At 75.2% G+C, this 20,365-nt stretch carries 5 protein-coding genes; 3 read left to right on the top strand and 2 right to left on the bottom strand.

All coding sequences use genetic code 11. The features are described 5' to 3' along the window. Positions 1–29: 29 nt before the first annotated feature. From ABT300_RS24485 to ABT300_RS24475, 3 genes are all read left to right on the top strand, one after another. Positions 30–1,745 (top strand): ABC transporter ATP-binding protein, encoded by a 1,716-nt coding sequence (locus ABT300_RS24485; RefSeq protein WP_351679401.1) that lies wholly within the window; start codon positions 30–32, stop codon positions 1,743–1,745. Further along, on the top strand, positions 1,742–3,544 hold the full coding sequence (locus ABT300_RS24480) for an ABC transporter ATP-binding protein (protein WP_351679398.1): 1,803 nt from the start codon (positions 1,742–1,744) through the stop codon (positions 3,542–3,544). The genes ABT300_RS24485 and ABT300_RS24480 overlap by 4 nt, the downstream gene beginning before the upstream one ends. 106 nt (positions 3,545–3,650) lie before the next feature. After that, the gene (locus ABT300_RS24475) at positions 3,651–4,718 is read left to right on the top strand and encodes an iron-siderophore ABC transporter substrate-binding protein (protein WP_351679396.1); all 1,068 of its coding nucleotides are present in this window, start codon (positions 3,651–3,653) and stop codon (positions 4,716–4,718) included. Between the two features lie 69 nt (positions 4,719–4,787). Here the strand turns inward: ABT300_RS24475 and ABT300_RS24470 are convergent, their stop codons facing one another. Further along, on the bottom strand, positions 4,788–4,997 hold the full coding sequence (locus ABT300_RS24470; RefSeq protein WP_351679394.1) for an MbtH family protein: 210 nt from the start codon (positions 4,995–4,997) through the stop codon (positions 4,788–4,790). 1 nt (position 4,998) lies between these two features. Then, on the bottom strand, positions 4,999–20,365 hold a 15,367-nt coding region (locus ABT300_RS24465), incomplete at its 5' end, for a non-ribosomal peptide synthetase (RefSeq protein WP_351679392.1).

Here is a 20,365-nt window from a genome sequence, read left to right as displayed (position 1 = left end):
TGCCGTGCGCCATCGGTCCGGAGGAACACGTGAGGAAGGCGGATCCGCCCGGCCGGAGAGTCCTGCGCCTGGCCGTGCGCGAACAGCGCCGTGACGTCGCCGTGGGCGCCGTCCTCGGCATGGGCCACCAGACGGGCGAAGCCCTCGTGCCGGTGCTCATCGGACTGGCGGTCGACGAGGGCGTCGTGGACGGGGACGTGCCCGGCCTCCTGCTGTGGCTGGTCATCCTGGCCGCGGTCTACGTCGGCCTCTCGTTCAGCTTCCGCGGCAGCGCACGGGCCGGTGAACGCGCCTCCCTGACCACCGCTCACCGGCTCAGGGCAGAGCTCGTGGCCCGCGTCCTCGCCCCCGAGGGAGGCGCGGAGGAAGGCCGGCTTCCTGGCGAGCTGGCCACCGTCGCGACGGAGGACGCCAAACGGGTGGGCGCCGTCATGATGGCGCTGATCGTCGCCATCGCGTCCGCGACCGGTCTGGTCGTCGGCGCCGTGGTCCTGCTCGGCGTGTCCCTCCCCCTCGGACTGCTCGTCCTGACCGGCGCCCCGCTGCTCCTGTGGCTCGCCCATCTGCTGAGCAGGCCGCTCGAGCGGCGCAGCGAGACCGAGCGCGAACAGGCGGCGCGATCCTCGGGCGTCGCGGCGGACCTCGTGGCGGGGCTGCGGATCCTCAAGGGCATCGGCGCCGAGCACACGGCCGTCTCCCGCTACCGGCGCACCAGCCAGGAGTCCCTGACCGCCACCCTGCGCGCCGCCCGCGCCGAGGCCTGGCAGAACGCGGTGGTGACCGCCCTGACGGGCGTGTTCCTCGCCCTGGTCGCACTGGTCGGGGGGCAGCTCGCGGCACGCGGGGACATCGGCGTCGGCGAACTCGTCTCGTCCGTCGCCCTCGCCCTGTTCCTCATCGGCCCCCTGTCCGAATTCTCCTGGGTGTACGCCGAGTTGGCCCAGGGCCGTGCCTCCGCCCGCCGGATAGCCGACGTGCTCGACGCGCGGCGGGCCGTGTCACCCGCTCCGGCGTCCGGCCGGACCCCCGTGCCGCGCGAGGGCGGCGGACCAGGGCTGCCGCTGCGGCTGCGCGGTCTGGTCCACGGCCCGCTGCGCGACCTGCACCTCGACGTGGCCGCCGGCGAGACGGTCGGCGTCGTCAGCACCGACCCCGCCGACGCCGCGGCGCTGCTGCGCTGCCTCGGGCGCCGCTGCGACCCGGAGGCCGGGAGCGTCGAACTGGACGGCACGGACCTCACCGCGATGGACCTCACGCAGCTGCGGGCAGCGCTCCTCGTCGCCGAGCACGACGCCGACCTGTTCGAGGGCACGCTGCTGGAGAACGTCACCGCCGCCGCGCCGCCCGACGCCCCCGTGGCCGCCGTCCTGACCGCCTCCGCCGCCGACGACATCGTGCGCACCCTGCCCGACGGCTCCGCCACGCCCGTCACGGCACGGGGTCGCTCGCTGTCCGGCGGCCAGCGTCAGCGCGTCGCCCTGGCCAGGGCGCTCGCCGCCGACGCGCCGGTCCTCGTCCTGCACGAGCCGACGACGGCCGTCGACGCCGTCACGGAGGTCCGCATCGCGGCCGGGATCAGGGAGATCCGCGCGGGCCGCACCACCGTGCTGGTCACCAACAGCGCCGCCCTGCTCGCCGTCACCGACCGGGTCGTCCTCCTCGACGGCGGGCGGCTCACCGCGAGCGGCGGCCACGAACAGCTCGCACGCGCCTGCGCCCCCTACCGGACGGCGGTCCTGTCATGACCGGTTCTCCTGCGCCCGACGGGACCGCGAAGGCGGCGGACGCGCCCGCGCTCCTGCCCGTCGCCTCGCCCGCCCGCACGCGCGCGGCCGTCGCGGCACTCGTGCGGCCGCAGCGACGGGCGGCCCTGGGCGCGCTCGCCGTGATGGTGGCCGCGACCGGCGTCGGACTGCTCGTGCAGCCCCTCCTGGGCCGGATCGTCGACCTCGCCGCCGACGGCGGTTCCGCGAACGCCGTCACGGTCACCGCAGCGCTGCTCGCCGCCGTCGCCGTCGTGCAGGGCGTCTTCACCGGGCTGGGCCTGTCGCTGATCTCCCGGCTCGGCGAGACGACGCTGGCCCGGCTGCGCGAGCAGTTCGTCGAACGGGCCCTCGGTCTCCCCCTCGACCAGGTCGAGAAGGCCGGCGCCGGCGACCTCACCGCCCGCGTCACCGCCGACGTGTCGCTCATCGCCGACGCCGTGCGCAGCGCCCTGCCCGAACTGGCCCGGTCGCTGCTCACCATCGTCCTCACCCTGGGCGCGCTGGCCCTGCTGGACTGGCGGTTCCTGCTGGCCGCGCTGCTGGCGACGCCCGTACAGGCGGCCACCGCACGCTGGTACGTGACCCGAGCCGTCCCGCTGTACGCCGAGCAGCGCGTGGCCGGCAGCGCCCAGCAGCAGCAGCTCCTCGACACGGTCGGGGGCGGCTCCACCGTGCGGGCGTTCCGGCTGGAGCACGCTCACACCGAGCGGGTCGCCGAACGGTCCGCGGCGCTGGTGGCGTTGACGATGCGCGGGGTCCGGCTCGTGCTCGGCTTCTACAGCCGCCTGCACGTCGCCGAGTACATCGGCCTCGCGGCGGTCCTCGTCACCGGCTGCTGGCTGGTCGACCGGGGGTCGGCGTCCATCGGCACGGCGACCGCGGCGGCCCTGTACTTCCACAGTCTCTTCGGCCCCGTCAACGCGGCCCTCGTCCTCCTCGACGACGCCCAGTCGGCGACGGCCGGGCTGGCCCGGCTGGTAGGCGTCACCGACCTGCCGCGGCCCCCGGCCGCACGGCGCCCCGCGTCCGTCGGCGACGTGGACGTCACCGTGCGCGGGGTCGGCCACGCCTACCGGCCCGGGCATCCGGTGCTGAGCGGCGTGGATCTGACGATCCGGCCGGGCGAGCGGGTGGCGCTCGTCGGGGCCAGCGGGGCCGGCAAGACCACGCTGGCCCGGCTCGTCGCGGGCGTCCAGCAGCCCACCGAGGGCGCCGTGCTGGTCGGCGGAGCGCCGCCCGCCGAGCTGGGCCCGGCCGGCACGGGCAGCACGATCGCCCTGCTCACCCAGGAGACCCATGTCTTCGCCGGCTCCCTCGCGGACGACCTGCGCCTCGCCCGGCCCGACGCCACCGACGCCGAACTGCGGGCCGCGCTCGCCCACGTCGACGCCCTCGACTGGGCCGAGGCGCTCCCCGACGGCCTGCACACCGTGGTCGGCGACGGAGGGCGCCGGCTCAGCGGAGCCCAGACCCAGTCACTGGCGCTGGCCCGGCTGATGCTCGCCGACCCGCCGCTGGTGATCCTGGACGAGGCCACCGCCGAGGCGGGCAGCGCCGGCGCCCGGGAGCTGGAGAAGGCCGTCGCCCGCGCCGTGGACGGCCGGACCGCGCTGATCGTCGCCCATCGCCTCAGCCAGGCGGCGACCGCCGACCGCGTCGTCGTCCTGGACCGCGGACGCGTCGTCGAGACGGGCACGCACGACGAACTGCGCGCCGCGCGCGGCCCGTACGCGGCCCTGTGGGCGGCCTGGTCCGACACCCGCGCCCCCGGCTCCTGACCGGGGCGCCGCCGCCCACCCCCACGACGTGCGCCGCGCCCGCGACCACGCCGCTCCCCCACACCCACCGACCCGCTCCACCAAGCAATCGAACGAAGGACCGCCGATGCCCCGCTTCCGCCGAGCGACCAGAACGGCCGCCGCCCTGGCCTGCGCACTCGTCTTCTTCGCCACCGCGACCGCCTGCGGCGGCGAGTCGGACTCCGGCTCGTCGAACGCCGGTTCGCAGGCGTCCTCCTCCGGGAGTTCCGCGTTCCCCGTCACCATCGCCCACAAGTACGGCAGCACGACGATCACGTCGGCGCCGAAGCGGATCGTCACCGTCGGACTCACCGACCAGGACTCCGTGCTCGCCCTCGGTGAGGTGCCGGTCGGGACGACCGAGTGGATCGGCGGCTACCGGGGGGCCGTCGGCCCGTGGGCCGCCGACAGACTGGCCGGCGCGGCGGCCCCGACCGTGCTGAAGGACACCGGCACCGGCCCGCAGGTGGAGAAGATCGCCGCGCTCAGGCCGGACCTGATCCTCAGCGTGTACGGCGGCATCACCAAGGAGCAGTACGCGTCGCTGTCGAAGTTCGCGCCGGTGGTCGCCCAGCCCAAGGAGTACAACGACTACGGCGTGCCGTGGCAGGAGCAGACGGAGACGATCGGCAAGGCTCTCGGGAAGTCGGCGCAGGCGGCCGCGGTCGTCAAGGAGACCGAGGCGAAGATCGCCGCGGCGGTGGCCGCGCACCCCGAGTTCAAGGGGAAGAGCGCCGTGATGGCGACCCCCTACGAGGGCGTCTTCGTGTACGGCAGCCAGGACCCCCGCTCACGGCTGCTCTCCGACCTCGGCTTCACCCTGCCCGCCGACCTCGACAAGGCGATCGGCGACCGGTTCGGCGCGAACATCAGCAAGGAGCGCACCGATCTCCTCGACCAGAACGTCGTCGTGTGGATCGTCGGCGATGTCGCCGCGGACGCCGCCAAGCTGCACAAGGACCCCGCCTACAGGAACCTGAAGGCGGTCTCCGAGGGGCGCGAGGTCTTCGTCGACGAGAGCAGCGACTACGGCAACGCGGTGTCCTTCGGCACCGCCTTGAGCCTGCCGTACGAGATCGAGCGGATGGTTCCGCAGCTGGCGGCGGCCGTGGACGGCAAGCCGGCCACGAAGGTGGAGCAGCCCGCTTCCTGACCCGGACGCGGCGGGGCATGACGGAGGGGGCCGACGGCGTCGGCCCCCTTTGTCATGCCCCCTCTGGGGTCAGCCGTCCATCGACTCGGCCAGACTGCGCGGGCGCATGTCGGTCCAGTGGGCGTCGACGTGGTCCAGGCAGGACTGCCGGGAGGCGGGCCCGTGGACGGACCGCCAGCCGGCCGGCACGTCCACGAAGTCCGGCCACAGGCTGTGCTGGTTCTCGTCGTTGACGAGCACCAGGTAGACGCCCTCGGGGTCCTCGAACGGATTGCTCATCTCATTCCTCTCCTTGCCTCCTCTTCGCGCACGCGACGAGGCCCTCCAGTGCCCGGAACCACGTGGCGGCGAGATCCTCGACGGTCTCGCGCGGCAGCAGTCCCTCCAGGTAGGACCAGTGGGCGGCCAGCACCGGCCCGTCCGCCCGGTCCTCGGTCACCACGTCGACGCCGAGGGCGTGGCCCTCGCGCATCGACGCCTCCGGGCCGATGTCGGCCGCGTCCTCCTCGGGCGCGTACGACCAGTCGGTCTCCTCGGGGATCCCGAACCGGCCCAGGTAGTTGAACTCCACGCGGGCCTGCTCCCGGCCGGCCAGAACCTCGCGGGTGCGCGGGTTGAGGTGCCGCAGCAGGCCGTAGCCGACGCCGTTCGCGGGCAGCGACGCGAGATGGGCGCGCACCCGGCGGACGGCCTCCTCGGCGGCCGGGCCCCCCGCGAACGCCTCGGCGGGGTCGACGGGCCCCACGTCCAGGCGGACCGGGAAGACGCTGGTGAACCAGCCGACCGTGCGGGACAGGTCGACGTCGTCGCCGGCGAACTCCTCCTCCCGGCCGTGCCCTTCGAGGTCGACCAGGATCGAGGTCCGCGTGCCGCCGGTGCGCCGCCGAACGTCCGCGAAGGCCAGCGCGAGGGCCGCCAGCAGGACGTCGTTGACGGCCGCGCCGAACGCGGCGGGCACGGCGGACAGCAGCGGTCCGGTGCGGTCGGCGGGCAGCCGCAGGACGACCTCGCGCCGGGTCGCGGCCGTGTCGCGCTCCGGGTCCGGCTCCCGCAGGAGCGGGAACGGCTCGCCGCCGCCGTCCAGGACGTCCGTCCACACCGGCAGCTCGGCCTCCCGCTCCGGCGTCCGGGCCAGCTCGCCGAGCATCCGGGACCAGCGGGCGAACGAGGTCTGCACGGGGGCGAGACGGGCCGGCCGACCCGCCCGCACGTCCTGCCACGCCGCCGCGAGGTCGGGCAGCAGCACCCGCCAGGACACGCCGTCCACGACGAGGTGGTGGGCCGTCAGCAGCAGTCGGCCCGGCGCGTCGCCCGCGTCGAACCACACCGCCCGCACCATCCGGCCCGCGTCCGGGTCGAGCAGCGCCCGGGCCGCCCGCGCGTGCTCGCGGACGGCCTCGCCCAGCGCCGCGGCGTCCAGGCCCCGGACGTCGACGTGCTCGAGCCACGCGGCGGCGTCGACCGTCCCGGCCGGCGGCACGTGCAGCGACCAGTCCGCGGTGTCCGCGCGGCTGGGCCGTACGAGCGTGGCGCGCAGCAGGTCGTGACGGTCGGCGAGCGCCTGGAGCACCCCGGTCAGGCCGGCCGGGCCCAGATCCGCCGGAGTGCGGACCAGCGCCGACTGGTGGTACGAGGCGAACGGGCCGCCCAGTTCGCGCAGCCAGTGCATCACCGGTGTGAGCGGGACCGTGCCGGCGCCGTCGTCCGCCGGTCGCGCGGCGCAGGAGCCGGCCGTCTCGGCGACCGTGCCCAGCGCGGCGACCGTCCGGTGGCGGAACACCTGCCGCGGGGTGACGCGCAGTCCCGCCGTCCGGAGCCGGCCCACGAGCTGCATGGCGACGATGCTGTCCCCGCCGAGGCCGAAGAAGTCGTCGTCCACGCCGACCCGTTCGAGCCCCAGCACCTCGGCGAAGACCGCGCAGAGCACTTCTTCCACGGGGCCGGCGGGCTCCCGGCCGCGGGAGGGGGCGGAGAAGTCGGGGGCGGGCAGCGCGGCCCGGTCCAGCTTGCCGTTGGCCAGCTGCGGGAACCGTTCCAGGACGACGACGGCCGCCGGGACCATGTGGTCCGGGAGCCGCCCGGCGACATGGGCGCGCAGCAGGGCGGGGTCGGGCCCGCCTCCCGGCGCCGGGACGACGTACGCGACGAGACGCTTGCGCGCCCCGCTCTGATGCACCGTCACCAGGCTCTGTGCGACGGCGGAATGGTCGCCGAGCGCGGCCTCGATCTCGGCGGGTTCGATGCGGAAGCCGCGGATCTTGACCTGATCGTCCGCGCGGCCCAGGTAGTCGAGCCGTCCGTCGGCGGTCCAGCGGGCCAGGTCGCCGGTGCGGTACAGGCGGCCGCCGGGCGGTCCGAAGGGGTCGGCCACGAACCGCTCCGCGGTGAGCGCGGGGGCGCCCAGGTAGCCGCGGGCCAGGCCGCCGCCCGCGAGGTAGAGCTCGCCGGGCACGCCGGGCGGGACCGGCTGCAGACGGGCGTCGAGGACGTACGCCCTGGTGCCGGCCACCGGCCTTCCCACGAGCGGGCGTTCGCTGTCGCGGACGCGGGCCACGAGGGCGTCCACGGTCGACTCGGTCGGCCCGTACAGGTTGAACGCCTCGGTGCCGCGCAGGGCGGCGAGGCGCTGCCAGAGCGCCGCCGGGACGGCCTCGCCGCCCACGCCGACCACGGCGAGCGGGCGCCTCGCGCCCCCGCCCCCGTCCCGCGCGCCCTCGCTCCCGCTCTCGCCTGCGCCCCCGCTCAGCAGTCCGCTGTCGGCCATCTGCGCGAAGAACGACGGGGTGACTTCGAGGAAGTCGAGCCCGTGCCGCACCACAGCCCGGGTCACCAGCTCGGGGTCGCGCCGCGTCTCCTCGGAGAGCACGTGCACGCAGTGCCCGTCCAGCAGCCACAGCTGGGGCTGCCAGGAGGCGTCGAAGAAGAAGGACCAGGCGTGCCCGACGCGCAGGTGCCGGCGTCCGGCCGCCTCGACCGCCGGGGCGTGCAGCGTCTCGCGATGGCTGCGGAACAGGTTGCCGAGCGTCTCGTGGGTGACGACGACGCCCTTGGGCCGGCCGGTGGACCCCGAGGTGTAGATGACGTACGCCGGGTGCCGGGGCGTCAGCGGGGCGCGGCGGTCGGCGTCGGTGAGGGCCGCCGGGTCCTGGGCCGCGAGCTGCGCCACGGTCGCCGGATCGTCCAGAAGCAGCGACGCGGCGCCGGGCGGCAGGGCGGCGGCGAGGTCGCGGGTGGTCAGGGTGAGGACGGGTGCGGCGTCGGCGAGGACGGCGCGGGTGCGCTCGACGGGCGCGTCCGGGTCGAGCGGCAGATAGCCGGCTCCCGCCTTGTGCACCGCGAGGACGGCGGTGAGGAACTGGGCGGTGCGCGGCAGGGCGAGCGCCACGAACCGCTCGGGCGCGGCGCCCCGCTCGACGAGGAGACGGGCCATGCGGTTGGCGGCCGCTTCCAGCTCGGCGAAGGTCAGCTCGACGCCGTCGGACGCGGCGGCCGGCCGGTCGCCGTGCCGTCGCGCCTGCTCCTCGAACAGAGCGGGCACGGTGGTCGGTTCGCCCGCGAGGGGCCTGCTGTGCCAGCCGCCGACGAGCCGGGCCCGTTCGTCCGGGTCGAGGACGTCGACGCGGCCGAGCGTCACGTCCGGGTCGGCGGTCACGGCGTGCAGGAGGCGGCGCAGCCGGTCGGCGAAGGACCGCGCGGTGGCGTGGTCGAACAGGTCGGCGCTGTACTCCAGGACGCCGTCCGTCCCGCTGCCGTCGCCGCGTTCCACGAAGTCGAAGGACAGGTCGAACTTCGCGGTGGTCTGTCTGACGTCGTCGCGGCGGGCGTCGAGGCCGGGCAGGCCCGTGTCCTGCCCGCCGTCCCTCAGGTGGACGACCATCACCTGGAACAGCGGGTGCCGGGCGAGCGAGCGGGCCGGGTTGAGCACCTCCACCAGGCGCTCGAAGGGCACGTCCTGGTGGTCGAAGGCGCCCAGGTCGCACTCCCGGACCCGGGCCAGCAGCTCGCGGAACGTGGGGTCGCCGGAGGTGTCCGTGCGCAGCACCAGCGTGTTGAGGAAGAACCCGACCAGGTCGTCCAGACCGGCGTCGGTGCGGCCGGAGATGGGGCTGCCGATCGGGATGTCCTCCCCCGCGCCGAGCCGGGTGAGGAGTGCGGCCACCGCGGCCTGGAGCACCATGAAGACGCTGACGCCGTTCTCCCGCGCCACCCGGTGCAGGGCGGCGGTGAGCGGTGCGTCGAGCGTGAGGTCGGCGCGGCCGCCCCGGTAGCTGGACTCCAGCGGGCGGGCCCGGTCGACGGGCAGCGCCAGCTCCTCGGGAAGGCCCGCCAACCGCTGCTGCCAGTAGGCGATCTGACGGGACGCCAGGCTGTCGGGCTCCTTCTCGTCGCCGAGGACGTCCCGCTGCCAGAGCGTGTAGTCGGCGTACTGGACGGGCAGCGGCTCCCATTCGGGGGCGAGCCCGCGAGCGCGTGCGCGGTAGGCGAGCGCGAGGTCCCGGTTCAGCGGGGCCTCGGACCACTCGTCCCCGGCGATGTGGTGCAGGAGCAGCAGCAGGGTCCAGTCCTGCTCGCCGGTGCGGAACAGGTGGACGCGAAGCGGGAGTTCCCGGTCCAGACGGAAGCCGTACGCGGCGGCCTCCGCCAGCAGCGCGGGCAGCAGGTCGTCGTCGGCGCCGGTCACCTCGAAGGGGACGTGGACCTCGTCGGGGGCCAGCACCAGCTGGCGGGCCCGGCCCTCGTCGTCGGGGAAGACCGTGCGCAGGCTCTCGTGCCGGACGACGACGTCGTGCACGGCCGCCCGCAGCGCCTCGACCTCCAGGTCTCCGGTCAGCCGGCGGGCGGAGGGGATGTTGTAGGTGGCGCTCGGGCCCTCCACCTGATGGAGGACCCACAGCCGCTGCTGCGAGGACGACAGCGGCAGCCGCTCGGGGCGTGCCCTGACGGTGAGCGGCGGGCGGGTCACGGCGTCCGCGGGGCCGCCCACCGCCAGCCGGGCCGCGAGCCGGGCCACCGTCGGCGCGTCGAACACCGTGCGCAGCGACACCGCCGCCCCGAGCGCCTCCCGGATCCCGGCCACCAGACGCATGGCGAGCAGCGAATGACCGCCGAGGGCGAAGAAGTCGTCGTCGACGCCCACCGCGTCGGCCCCCAGGGCGGCCGCGAACAAGCCGCACAGGATCTCCTCGCGGGCGTCCCGGCCCCGGCCGCCCGCGCCGCTGCCCGCGGTGAGGTCGGGCGCGGGCAGGGCCCGCCGGTCGAGCTTGCCGTTCGAGGTGAGGGGCAGCGCCGCCAGGACGACGAAGGCGGCGGGGACCATGTGCTCGGGCAGTGCGGCGGCGGCGTGCCGGGACAGCACGGCGCCGTCCGCGACCTCGCCGGCCGCCGGGACGACGTACGCCACGAGCAGCCCGTCGTGCGGGACGACGACGGCGTGGCCGACGGAGTCGTGCCCCGCGACGACCGCCTCGATCTCGCCGGGTTCGACGCGCATGCCGCGGATCTTCACCTGGTGGTCGGTGCGGCCGAGGAACTCGAGCGTGCCGTCCGGCAGCCGGCGGGCGAGGTCCCCGGTGCGGTACATGCGGGCGCCGGGCGGGCCCGAGGGATCGGCGACGAAGCGCTCCGCGGTGAGGCCGGGGCGGTCGAGGTAGCCGCGGGCGAGCTGGACGCCCGCCAGGTAGAGCTCCCCGGCGACGCCGGGCGGCGCCGTCCGCAGCCCCGCGTCCAGCACATGGGCCCGGGTGTTCCACACCGGGCGCCCGATGGTCACGCGCTCGGCGCCCGGCGGCACTTCGGCGGCGGTGACGTCGACCGCGGCCTCGGTCGGTCCGTACAGGTTGTGCAGCTCGGCGCCCAGCACCGCGTGGAAGCGCTCGGCCAGCGCCACGGGCAGCGCCTCGCCGCTGCACAGCACCCGGCGCAGACCCGTGCAGCGCGCCGCGGCGGGCTCCTCGAGGAACACCTGCAGCATGGACGGCACGAAGTGCGCCGTCGTCACACCCTGCTCGCGGATCGCCTCGGCGAGATAGGCCGGATCCCGGTGGCCCTCCGGCCGGGCGACGACGAGCGCGGCTCCGGTGATCAGCGGCCAGAAGAACTCCCACACCGACACGTCGAACCCGGTCGGCGTCTTCTGCAGCACCCGGTCCTCGGCCGTCAGACCGTACGCCTCCTGCATCCACAGCAGCCGGTTGACGATGGCCTCGTGCGGGACCGCGACGCCCTTGGGGCGGCCCGTCGAACCGGACGTGTAGATCACATACGCCGGACTCAACGGCTCGTAGGAGAGGGGCAGTTCGCCGGCCGGTCCCTCGGGCAGCGCGTCCTCGACGACGCACACGGGACGGGCCTGCGCCAGCATGAGGGCCCGCCGGTGCGCCGGCTGGTCGGGGTCCAGCGGCAGGTAGGCTCCGCCCGCGCGGTGCACAGCCAGCAGGGCGACGACGAGGTCCGCCGAACGCGGCAGGGCCACCGCCACCGTGTGCTCCGGGCCCACGCCCAGGCCCGCGAGCACCCGTGCCGTCCGCTCGACGCGTGCGTCGAGCTCCGCGTACGTCAGGCTCCGTTCCCCGTGGACCAGCGCCGTGGCGTCCGGGGTTCGGGCGACCTGCGCGCGGAACAGTTCCGGCAGGGTCGTCGCGGGCACCGGGTGCGCGGTGGCGTTCCATCGGGTGCGGGCCGCCTCCCGCTCGTCCTCCGTCAGCACCTCCAACTCCCTTATGAGGCTGTCCGGTTCACCCGCGACCTGGTCCAACAACCACACCAGGCGGTCGGCGAGCCGCTCGGCGGTCGGGGCGTCGCACCGGTCGAGGGCGTACTCGAGGCGCAGGAAGAGCCGGCCGGAGCCCGCTTCGTCGACGAAGGTGAAGTGGAGGTCGAACTTGGCCGTGCCGGTGTCCAGATCGCACCACTCGGTCGGCAGCCCGAGCACGTCCGGGTCGCCGCCGGGCCGGTGGTGGTAGCCGAGCATGACCTGGAACAGCGGGTTGCGGCCCGCCGCCCGGGGTGGGTTCAGCGCCTCGACGACGTGGTCGAAGGGCAGGTCCTGGTGGGCGAACGCCTCCAGGGACGACTCCCGCACACGGGACAGGAGCCGGCGGAAGGTCAGGTCGGGGCCCGACAGGTCGGTGCGCATGACGAGGGTGTTGACGAAGAATCCGACCAGGTCGGTCAGCGCGTCGTCGGAGCGACCCGCGACGGGCGTGCCGAGCGGGACGTCCTCTCCGGCGCCCAGACGGTGCAGGAGGGTCGCGGTGGCGGCCTGGAACAGCATGAACATGCTGGTCCGGGTGGCGCCGGACAGCGCGCGCAGCGCCTGCGCGGTGCCGGCCTCCAGTTCCACGCCGACCTTTCCGCCGCGCCCGGTGGGCTCCTCGGGCCGGTTCCGGTCGAGGGGCAGGGGCAGTTCCTCGGGGAGGTCGCGCAGAGCCCGGGTCCAGTACGCGCGCTGGTCGTCGCCGACCTGGCCGAGCAGGGCGTCCTGCCAGAGGGTGTAGTCGGCGTACTGGACCGGCAGCGGCCGCCACGCCGGGGCGAGACCGGCCCGGCGGGCTTCGTAGGCGGTGGTGAGGTCGGCGAGGAAGGGCCGGTCGGACCATTCGTCGGTGGTGATGTGATGCAGGACGAGGGCCACCACGTGGTCGTCGGGGGCCAGCCGCAACACCTCGGCGCGGACGGGCAGCTCGGCGCTCAGGTCGAAGGGCCGGCGCTGCGCCGCGGCGATCCGCGCGGCCGCCTGCCCGCCTTCGCCTAGGCCGTCGGCGCCGTCGGCGTGATCAGCGCCGTCGATATCGACGATCGAGAACTGCGGCCGCGCTTCGTCGGCCGGCACGATCTGCTGGTACGGCACGCCGTCCAGCTCGACGAACCGGGTGCGCAACGCCTCGTGACGGCGCGTCACGTCGGTGAGCGCGGCACGCAGGGCGGCCGTGTCCAGCTCGCCCCGGACGCGGAACACCAGGGGGAAGTTGTACGCGGCCCCGCCGCCGGTGATCCGCTCCACCAGCCACAGGCGGCGCTGGGCCGCCGACAGGGGGATCAGCGCCGGACGTACGGGGAGGGCGGCCAGGGCCGGGCGGGCGGGGCCCCGGGCCGCACCGGCACGCGGGGCCAGCTTCTCCGGGGTCGGCGCCTCGAAGAGGTCGCGGATGGCGAGTTCGGCGCCGAGCTCGGTGCGGGCGCGGCTGATCAGCCGGGTCGCGAGCAGCGAGTGGCCGCCGAGGTCGAAGAAGTCGTCCTCGGCGCCGGTCCGGGGCAGGCCCAGGACCTCGGCGAACAGCCGGCACAGCACCTCCTCGACGGGGGTGCGCGGGCCGCGTCCCGCCGACAGGGCGACGGCGGGTTCGGCGTCGGGCAGGGCCCGCACGTCGAGCTTGCCGTTGTCGTTCATCGGCAGCCCGGGCAGCACCACGAACGCGGCGGGCACCATGTAGCCCGGCAGCCGGCGCCCGAGGTCGTCGCGCAGCCTCCGCACGAGCGCGCTGTGGCCGCGTCCCGCGGCGGGGGTGTTGGCGAACGGGGCGTCGCCGCGGTCGGCGCGCGGCCGGTACAGGCCCGTGGTGAGCCCGGTCCCCGCGCCGGGGACGAACACCGCGTCGTAGCGGCCGGGTTCGTCGGACCAGGTGGTCAGCAGCCGGTATCCGTGTGCCTCCGCGATCTCCCTCAGGTCCTCGGGTTCCACGCCCGTCGCGGCGACCGCCGCGGGGCGGCCGGTGTCCAGGGCGCGCAGACCGGCGAGGTCTCCGGCGGTGCGGGCGTCGGGGACGCGGCGCATCCGCAGCGGCGTCGTGCCGTCGAGGCGGGCGAGCAGCGCCTTCCGGCCGGTCCAGTCGACGGCCGAAACGTCTTCCAGGGGTTCGGCGGTCTCCCCGTCGTGGAGCACCACGTCGTAGCGGTAGCGGGTCAGTTCGTTGTGGTGACGGCCGGCCTTGGTGCGCAGGTCGACGCGGACGTCGAGGGCGGTGAACCAGTCCGGGTCGACGAGGAGTTCCTTCTCCAGCGCCAGGCCCCGGTCCACGGCCCGGCGCAGCGTGTCGGGGTCGGTGTCCGCGCCGGCCCGGGCGGCCTGGACGCCGGCCTGGAACACCCGGGCCTGGCGCAGGTCACGGATGTCGCCGAGGAACAGGCCGCCGCCGGGCGCGAGCAGGGCGAGCGCACCGCGGATCACCTGGTGCAGGTGGTCCAGGCTCGGGAAGTACTGGACGACGGAGTTGACGACGATCGTGTCGAAGTATCCGGCGGGCAGCCCGTCGGTCACCTCGGCGGCCTGGCAGCGGAGTTCCACCTTGGCGGCCAGCGCGGGGTCGCTCGCGACGCCTTCGGCGAGCTTGCGGATGACGGGGGCGGCGAAGTCGGTCGCCCAGTACGCCTCGGCCTCCGGGGCGAGCCGGGAGAGCAGCAGTCCGGAGCCTACGCCGATCTCCAGCACGCGCCGGGGCCGCAGTTCGCGGATGCGGGCCACGGTGGCCTCACGCCACTCGCGCATGTGCTCCACCGGGATCGGGGCGCCGTCGTAGGAGCTGTCCCAGCCCGCGAAGTCCTCGGTGAACAGGGCCGTGCCGATCTCGGCGTACTCGGCGGAGTAGATCTCCCGCCACTCGCCGATCTGCTCCTGTTCGGCCGACTCACGTGCTCCGGCGTCGGGTTCGGCGGGGACGACGTAGGCGAGGAGGCGCTTGGTCCCGGGGGCGGCGGCGTCGTCGCGGGCGACCACGGCGGCCCGGGACACCTCGGGGTGCCGGTCGAGGGCGGTCTCTATCTCCCCCAGCTCCACCCGGTGGCCGCGGATCTTCACCTGGTCGTCGGTGCGGCCGAGGAAGTCGAGGTTGCCGTCGGGACCGCGCCGGACCAGGTCGCCGGTGCGGTACATGCGCTCGCCGGGCAGGCCGTAGGGGTCGGCGACGAACCGCTCGGCGGTCGGGCCGGGCCGGTCGAGGTAGCCGCGGGCGAGGCCGGCTCCGGCGATGTAGAGCTCGCCCGCCACACCGTCCGGGACGGGCCGCAGCCAGCCGTCGAGGATGCGGGCGCGGGTGGCGCGGATGGGCTTGCCGACGGTCGGAGCGGCGCTGTCGTGAGTGCCGCCGCCGAGGGTGTTGATGGTGTACTCGGTGGGCCCGTACAGGTTGTAGCCGTAGGTGCCCTCGGTGTCCCGCAGGGTGTTCCACACGGTCTCGGTGACGGCCTCGCCGCCGAGCAGCACGAGCGGCGGCCGGTGTCCCTCCAGCAGGCCTTCCTCGAGCAGGAGATGGGCGTAGGTCGGCGTCACGTTGACGACGTCCACCCGGTGTTCCTCGCAATACGCGACGAGGGCGGTGGCGTCGCGCCTCAACTCCTCGTCGCAGACGTGCACTTCGTGTCCCTCGACGAGCCAGAGCAGCTCCTCCCAGGACATGTCGAAAGCGAAGGACACGGTGTGCGCGATGCGCAGCCGGCGGCCGCCGGCCGCGGCGACGGCCGGGGCGAAGATCTCCTTGCGGTGGTTGAGCTGCATGTTGGTCAGGCCCGCGTACGGCGTGACGACGCCCTTGGGGCGGCCGGTGGAGCCGGAGGTGTAGATGACGTAGGCCGGGTGGTCGAGGCGGAAAAACCGCTCGACCGGGGCGTCGGGCAGGGCGGCCAGTTCGGCGGCGGTGTCCGGGTCGTCGAGGAGCAGCCGCGGGGTGTCCCCGGTCAGGCCGGCCGCGACCGCGCGGCGGGAGAGCAGCAGCAGCGGGCGGGCGTCGTCGAGCATCGAGGAGAGCCGCTCGGCGGGGTGGTCCAGTTCCAGCGGCAGATAGGCGGCGCCGGTGCGCAGCACGGCGAACAGGGCCACGACCGTGTCGAGGGAGCGCGGCAGGCCGAGCGCGACGACCTGTTCGGGTCCGGCGCCGCGGGCGATCAGCAGCCGTGCCATGCGGTTGCAGCGGGCGTCGAGTTCGGCGTAGGTGAGGGTGGCGGTCCCGGAGACGAGGGCCGTCTCGGCGGGGGTGCGGGCGGCCTGCGCGGCCAGCATGTCGGCGACGGTCTCGTGCGGCACGGCCGGCCGGCCGTCGGCGTCCTCGCGGGCCAGCCGGGCCGCTTCGGCGGGCAGGGCGGCGTCCAGCGTGCCGACGAGCGCCGTCGGGTCGGCGACCAGCCGGGCGGTCAGGAGCACGAACCGGTCCAGCAGGGCGCGCGCCTGTTCGCCGTCCAGCAGGTCGGGCCGGTGGGCGAGGGTCACGCGGATGCGCTCGCCGGGGGTGACGACCAGGCTGGCCGGATAGTGGGTGGCGTCCACGTTGGCGACCGCGGTCGCGCCGTGCCGCTCGCGCAGTGCGGCGAGCCGCTCGTCGGTGTCGGCGTTGCGCAGCACGAACAGCGTGTCGAACAGACGGCGGTGCCCGGTCTCGGCCTGGAGCACGCCGAGGCCCAGGTGCTCGTACGGCAGCAGTGCGAGCCGTTCGTCCTGGACCCGTCGCAGCAGGTCCAGGACCGGCTCGCGCGGGTCGAAGGAGATGCGGGCGGGCACGGTGTTGAGGAACATGCCGATGACGTTCTCGACGTCCGGCACCTCGCTGGGCCGGCCGGCCACGGTGGTGCCGAACGCGACGTCGGTGCGGCCCGTCGCGGTGGCCAGGGTCAGCCCCCAGGCCGCGTTGAGCACCGTGTTGAGGGTGAGGCCGTGCCGGCGGGCGGTCTCGCGCAGCCGCTCGCCGGTCTCCGGGGCGAGCGCGGTGTCGAGCTGCTCCGGGATCACGGGGTCGGGGCCGCGGTCCGCGACGGCGGGCGTCAGCAGCGTGGGCTCCTCGAAGCCGGTCAGCGCGGTGCGCCAGGCGCTGGTGGCCTCCGCGTCCTGCTGGCGTGCCAGCCAGGACAGGTAGTCGCGGTAGGAGCCGGGCCGGACGAGCCCCGCCGGGTCTCCCCCGCTCTCGTACAGGGCGAACAGCTGGTCCAGGAAGAGCCAGGCCGACCAGCCGTCCCACAGGATCAGATGGCGGCCGATCACCAGCCGGTCGCCGCGCTCCGCGCCGAGCCGCACGAGCAGCAGCCGGAACAGCAGCGGTCGCGTCAGGTCGAAGCGGCGTGAGCGCTCCTCGTCCATCAACTCCCGCAACCGCACGTCCTGTTCGGCTGCGGTCAGGGCGCCGAGGTCCACTTCGGTCAGCGGGATCTCCGCGTCGCGCACGATGAACTGCACCGGCCGGCGCAGCCCTTCGCTGGTGAAGCCGGCGCGCAGGCTGGGGTTGCGGGCGAGCAGGGTGCGCACGGCCGCGGACAGCCGGTCCGCGTCGACGCGCCGGGCGAAGTCGAAGGACTCGTGGACGGTGTAGACGTCCAGGGCGCCGTCGTCGTAGGTGGAGTGGAAGAACAGGCCTTCCTGGAGCGGGGCGAGCGGCCAGACGTCCTCGACGCGGCCGGGGGCGAGCCGCTCGACGTGCGCGCGCTCCTCCTCGGTGAGGGTGAGGTCGGGGGCGTCCGCGACGCTCCCGGTGAGCTCGTCGATCGTCGAGGCGGCCGCCAGCGCGGCCGGGGTGCGGTGCTCGAACACCTCGCGCGGGCCGATCGCCAGGCCCACGCGGCGGGCGCGGCTGGCGACGGCGATGGAGGTGATGCTGTCGCCGCCGAGCAGGAAGAAGTCGTCGTCCGCCGAGACGTCGGGGAGCTTCAGGACGGCGGCGAAGATCTCCGTGAGGAGCTGTTCGCGGGGGTCGCGCGGGGCGCGGGCCGCGGCCCTGACCGCGTGCGGGGCCGGCAGGGCGGCCCGGTCCAGCTTGCCGCTCGGGGTGAGCGGCAGGGCGTCGAGGACCACCCAGGCGCCCGGCACGAGGGCCGGGGGCAGCGATCCGCCGAGCGCGTCGCGCAGGGCGGTGACGTCGGTGTCGCGGGCGGCGTCGTGCGGTACGACGTAGGCGACGAGCGCGTTGTCCCGTACCGTCACGGCGGACTGCGCCACCCCGGGCAGGGCGGTCAACGCGGCCTCGATCTCGCCGGGTTCGATGCGGTTGCCGCGCAGTTTGACCTGCCGGTCGGTGCGGCCGAGGTACTCGACGACGCCGTCGGCGCGACGGCGGACCAGGTCGCCGGTGCGGTACATGCGGCTGGCGGGCGGGCCGTAGGGGTCGGCCGTGAAGCGTTCGGCGGTGAGCGCCGGGCGCGCGTGGTAGCCGCGGGCCAGCTGGACGCCGGTCAGATACAGCTCGCCGGGCACGTCGTCGGGCACGGGGCGCAGGTCGGCGTCGAGGACGCGCAGGCCGGTGTTCCAGACCGGTCGCCCGAGGGGCACGACGGGGCCTTCGTCGGCGCCGTCGCAGCGGTGGTGGGTGACGTCGACGGCGGCTTCGGTCGGGCCGTACAGGTTGTGCAGCGGGACGCCGGTCAGGGCCTCCCAGCGGGCGGCGGCGGCAGTCGGCAGGGCCTCACCGCTGCTGAACACACGGCGCAGCGAGGCGGCCCAGGCGGGGTCGCCGGCGACCTCGTCCGACTGCAGGAAGGCCTCCAGCATGGAGGGCACGAAGTGCATGGTGCTCACGCGCTCGTCGCGTACGAGGGCGGCGAGGTAGGCGGGGTCGCGGTGGCCGTCGGGGCGGGCGAGCACCACGGCCGCGCCTTCGAGGAGCGGCCAGAAGAACTCCCAGACGGAGACGTCGAAGCTGGACGGGGTCTTCTGCAGCACCCGGTCGTCGGCGGTCAGTCCGTAGGCGCCCTGCATCCAGGCGAGCCGGTTGACGACGGCCCGGTGGGTGACGACGACGCCCTTGGGGCGGCCGGTGGAGCCGGAGGTGTAGATGAGGTAGGCGGGGTCGTCGGGACGCGCGCCGGGGTGGGCCGGCGGCGGTCCGTCACCGCCTCGCGGGCCGTCCTGCGGGCGGTTGTGCGGGCCGCTCTGCGCATCGCTCCGCGCGTCGCTCCCCGAGGGGTCCCGCGAGTCGTCGGGCGGGACGTCGGGGTCGTGCCGGTCGTCGAGGAGCAGCAGGCCGGCACGGCTCGCCTCGGGCAGCCGGTCGGCGACGGCGGACAGCGTGATCACCGTCGTCGCGCCGGAGTCGGCGAGCATGTGGGCCACGCGGTCGGTGGGATAGTCCAGGTCGAGGGGGAGGTAGGCCGCGCCCGACCTGAGCACGCCGAGCAGGGCTGTCACGAGTTCCGTGGAGCGGGGCACGGCGACGGCGACGAACGTGCCGGGGCGCGCTCCGCGTGCGCGAAGCCGTCGCGCCACGTCCGCCGCGCGGGCGTCGAGGGCCGCGTAGGTGAGCCGTTCGCCGCCGAGGACGACGGCCGTGGCGTCGGGCGTGCGGCGGACCTGGGCCGCGAACGCGTCGGCGAGGGTCGTCGCCGGGACGTCCCGGTCCTCGCCCCGGGCGTGGGCGCGCAGGGCTTCGTCGGCGGTGAGGAGGTCGAGGGAGGAGACAGGCCGGGAGGGGTCCTCGGCGATCGTCTCCAGAACGCGGGCGAAACGGTCGCCCAGGGTGCGCACGCGGTCGGCGTCGAGGCGGTCCGCATGGTGCTTCAGCCGCAGGTCGAGGCGTCGGCCGCCGGGCTTGACGACGAGCGCGAGCGGGTAGTGGACGGCGTCGTTGAAGGCGTCGGCGGTGATCCGCAGGGTCCCGGAGGCGTCCCGCAGGCCGGTTTCCGCCGGATAGTTCTCGAAGACCACGAGGGTGTCGAACAGTTCGCCCTCGCCCGCGTGGCCGGCCAGTCGCTGGATCTCCGCCAGCCCGAGGTGCTGGTGGTCCAGGAGGCGGGCCTGCTCCTCCTGCAGTCGGACGAGAAGGTCGCCGAAGGTCTCGCGGGGGCTCCGACGCACCCGCGTGGGCAGGGTGTTGATGAAGAGGCCCACCATCGAGGCGATGCCGTCGACCTCGCCGTCGCGGCCGGAGACGGTCGTGCCGAACACCACGTCGTCGCGGCCGGTGAGCCCGGCGAGCAGCAGGCCCCAGGCGGCCTGGACGACGGTGCCGAGAGTGACGCCGTGGCCGCGGGCGCGTTCGGTGAGAAGGGCGGTGGTGCGCTCGGGCAGTTCCAGGCGGACGTGGGCGGGCCGCAGCGGTCCGCGCGCGCCGGGGGCGGTCACGAGGCGGGTCGGCTCGTCCAGGCCGGCGAGGGCGGTGCGCCAGGCGTCGCGGGCGGCCTCGCGGTCCTGCGCGGCGAGCCGGCGCAGGAAGGCGCGGTAGGGGGTGACGTCGTCGAGAGCGGGCGTGTCGTCGCAGTAGAACGCCATGAGCTCGCGGTGCAGGACGGGCAGCGACCAGCCGTCGGCGACGATGTGATGGAACGTCAGGACGAGGCGGCTGCGCCGGCCGCCGAGCCGCAGCAGGGCGCAGCGCAGCAGCGGGGGCGCGGCCAGGTCGAAGCCGGCGGTGCGCTCGTCCTCGGCCACCGCCTCGCCGAGCGTCTCGCGCAGGTCGGCGTCCTGGTGGGACAGGTCGATCTCCCGCCAGGGCAGGGCGACGTCCCGGGCGATGATCTGCACGGGCGAGCCGTCGAAGCGCTGCCGGAACGCGGCGCGCAGGGGCGCGTGCCGGTCCAGGAGGTGCTGGGCGGCGCGGCGCAGGGCGGCGCCGTCGACCGGTCCGGTGAGATCGAGGACCTGCTGGACGACGTAGGAGTCGCCGCCCGCGCCTGCGGTCAGGGCGTGGAAGAAGAAGCCCTGCTGGAGCGGGGTGAGGGGCAGCAGCTCCTCGAAGAGGTCG

This window comes from Streptomyces sp. NPDC001027 (assembly GCF_040299045.1).
Taxonomy (GTDB): Bacteria; Actinomycetota; Actinomycetes; order Streptomycetales; family Streptomycetaceae; genus Streptomyces.
Note: the sequence above shows the minus strand (reverse complement) of the source record. Positions and strands in the feature narration are given on the sequence as shown.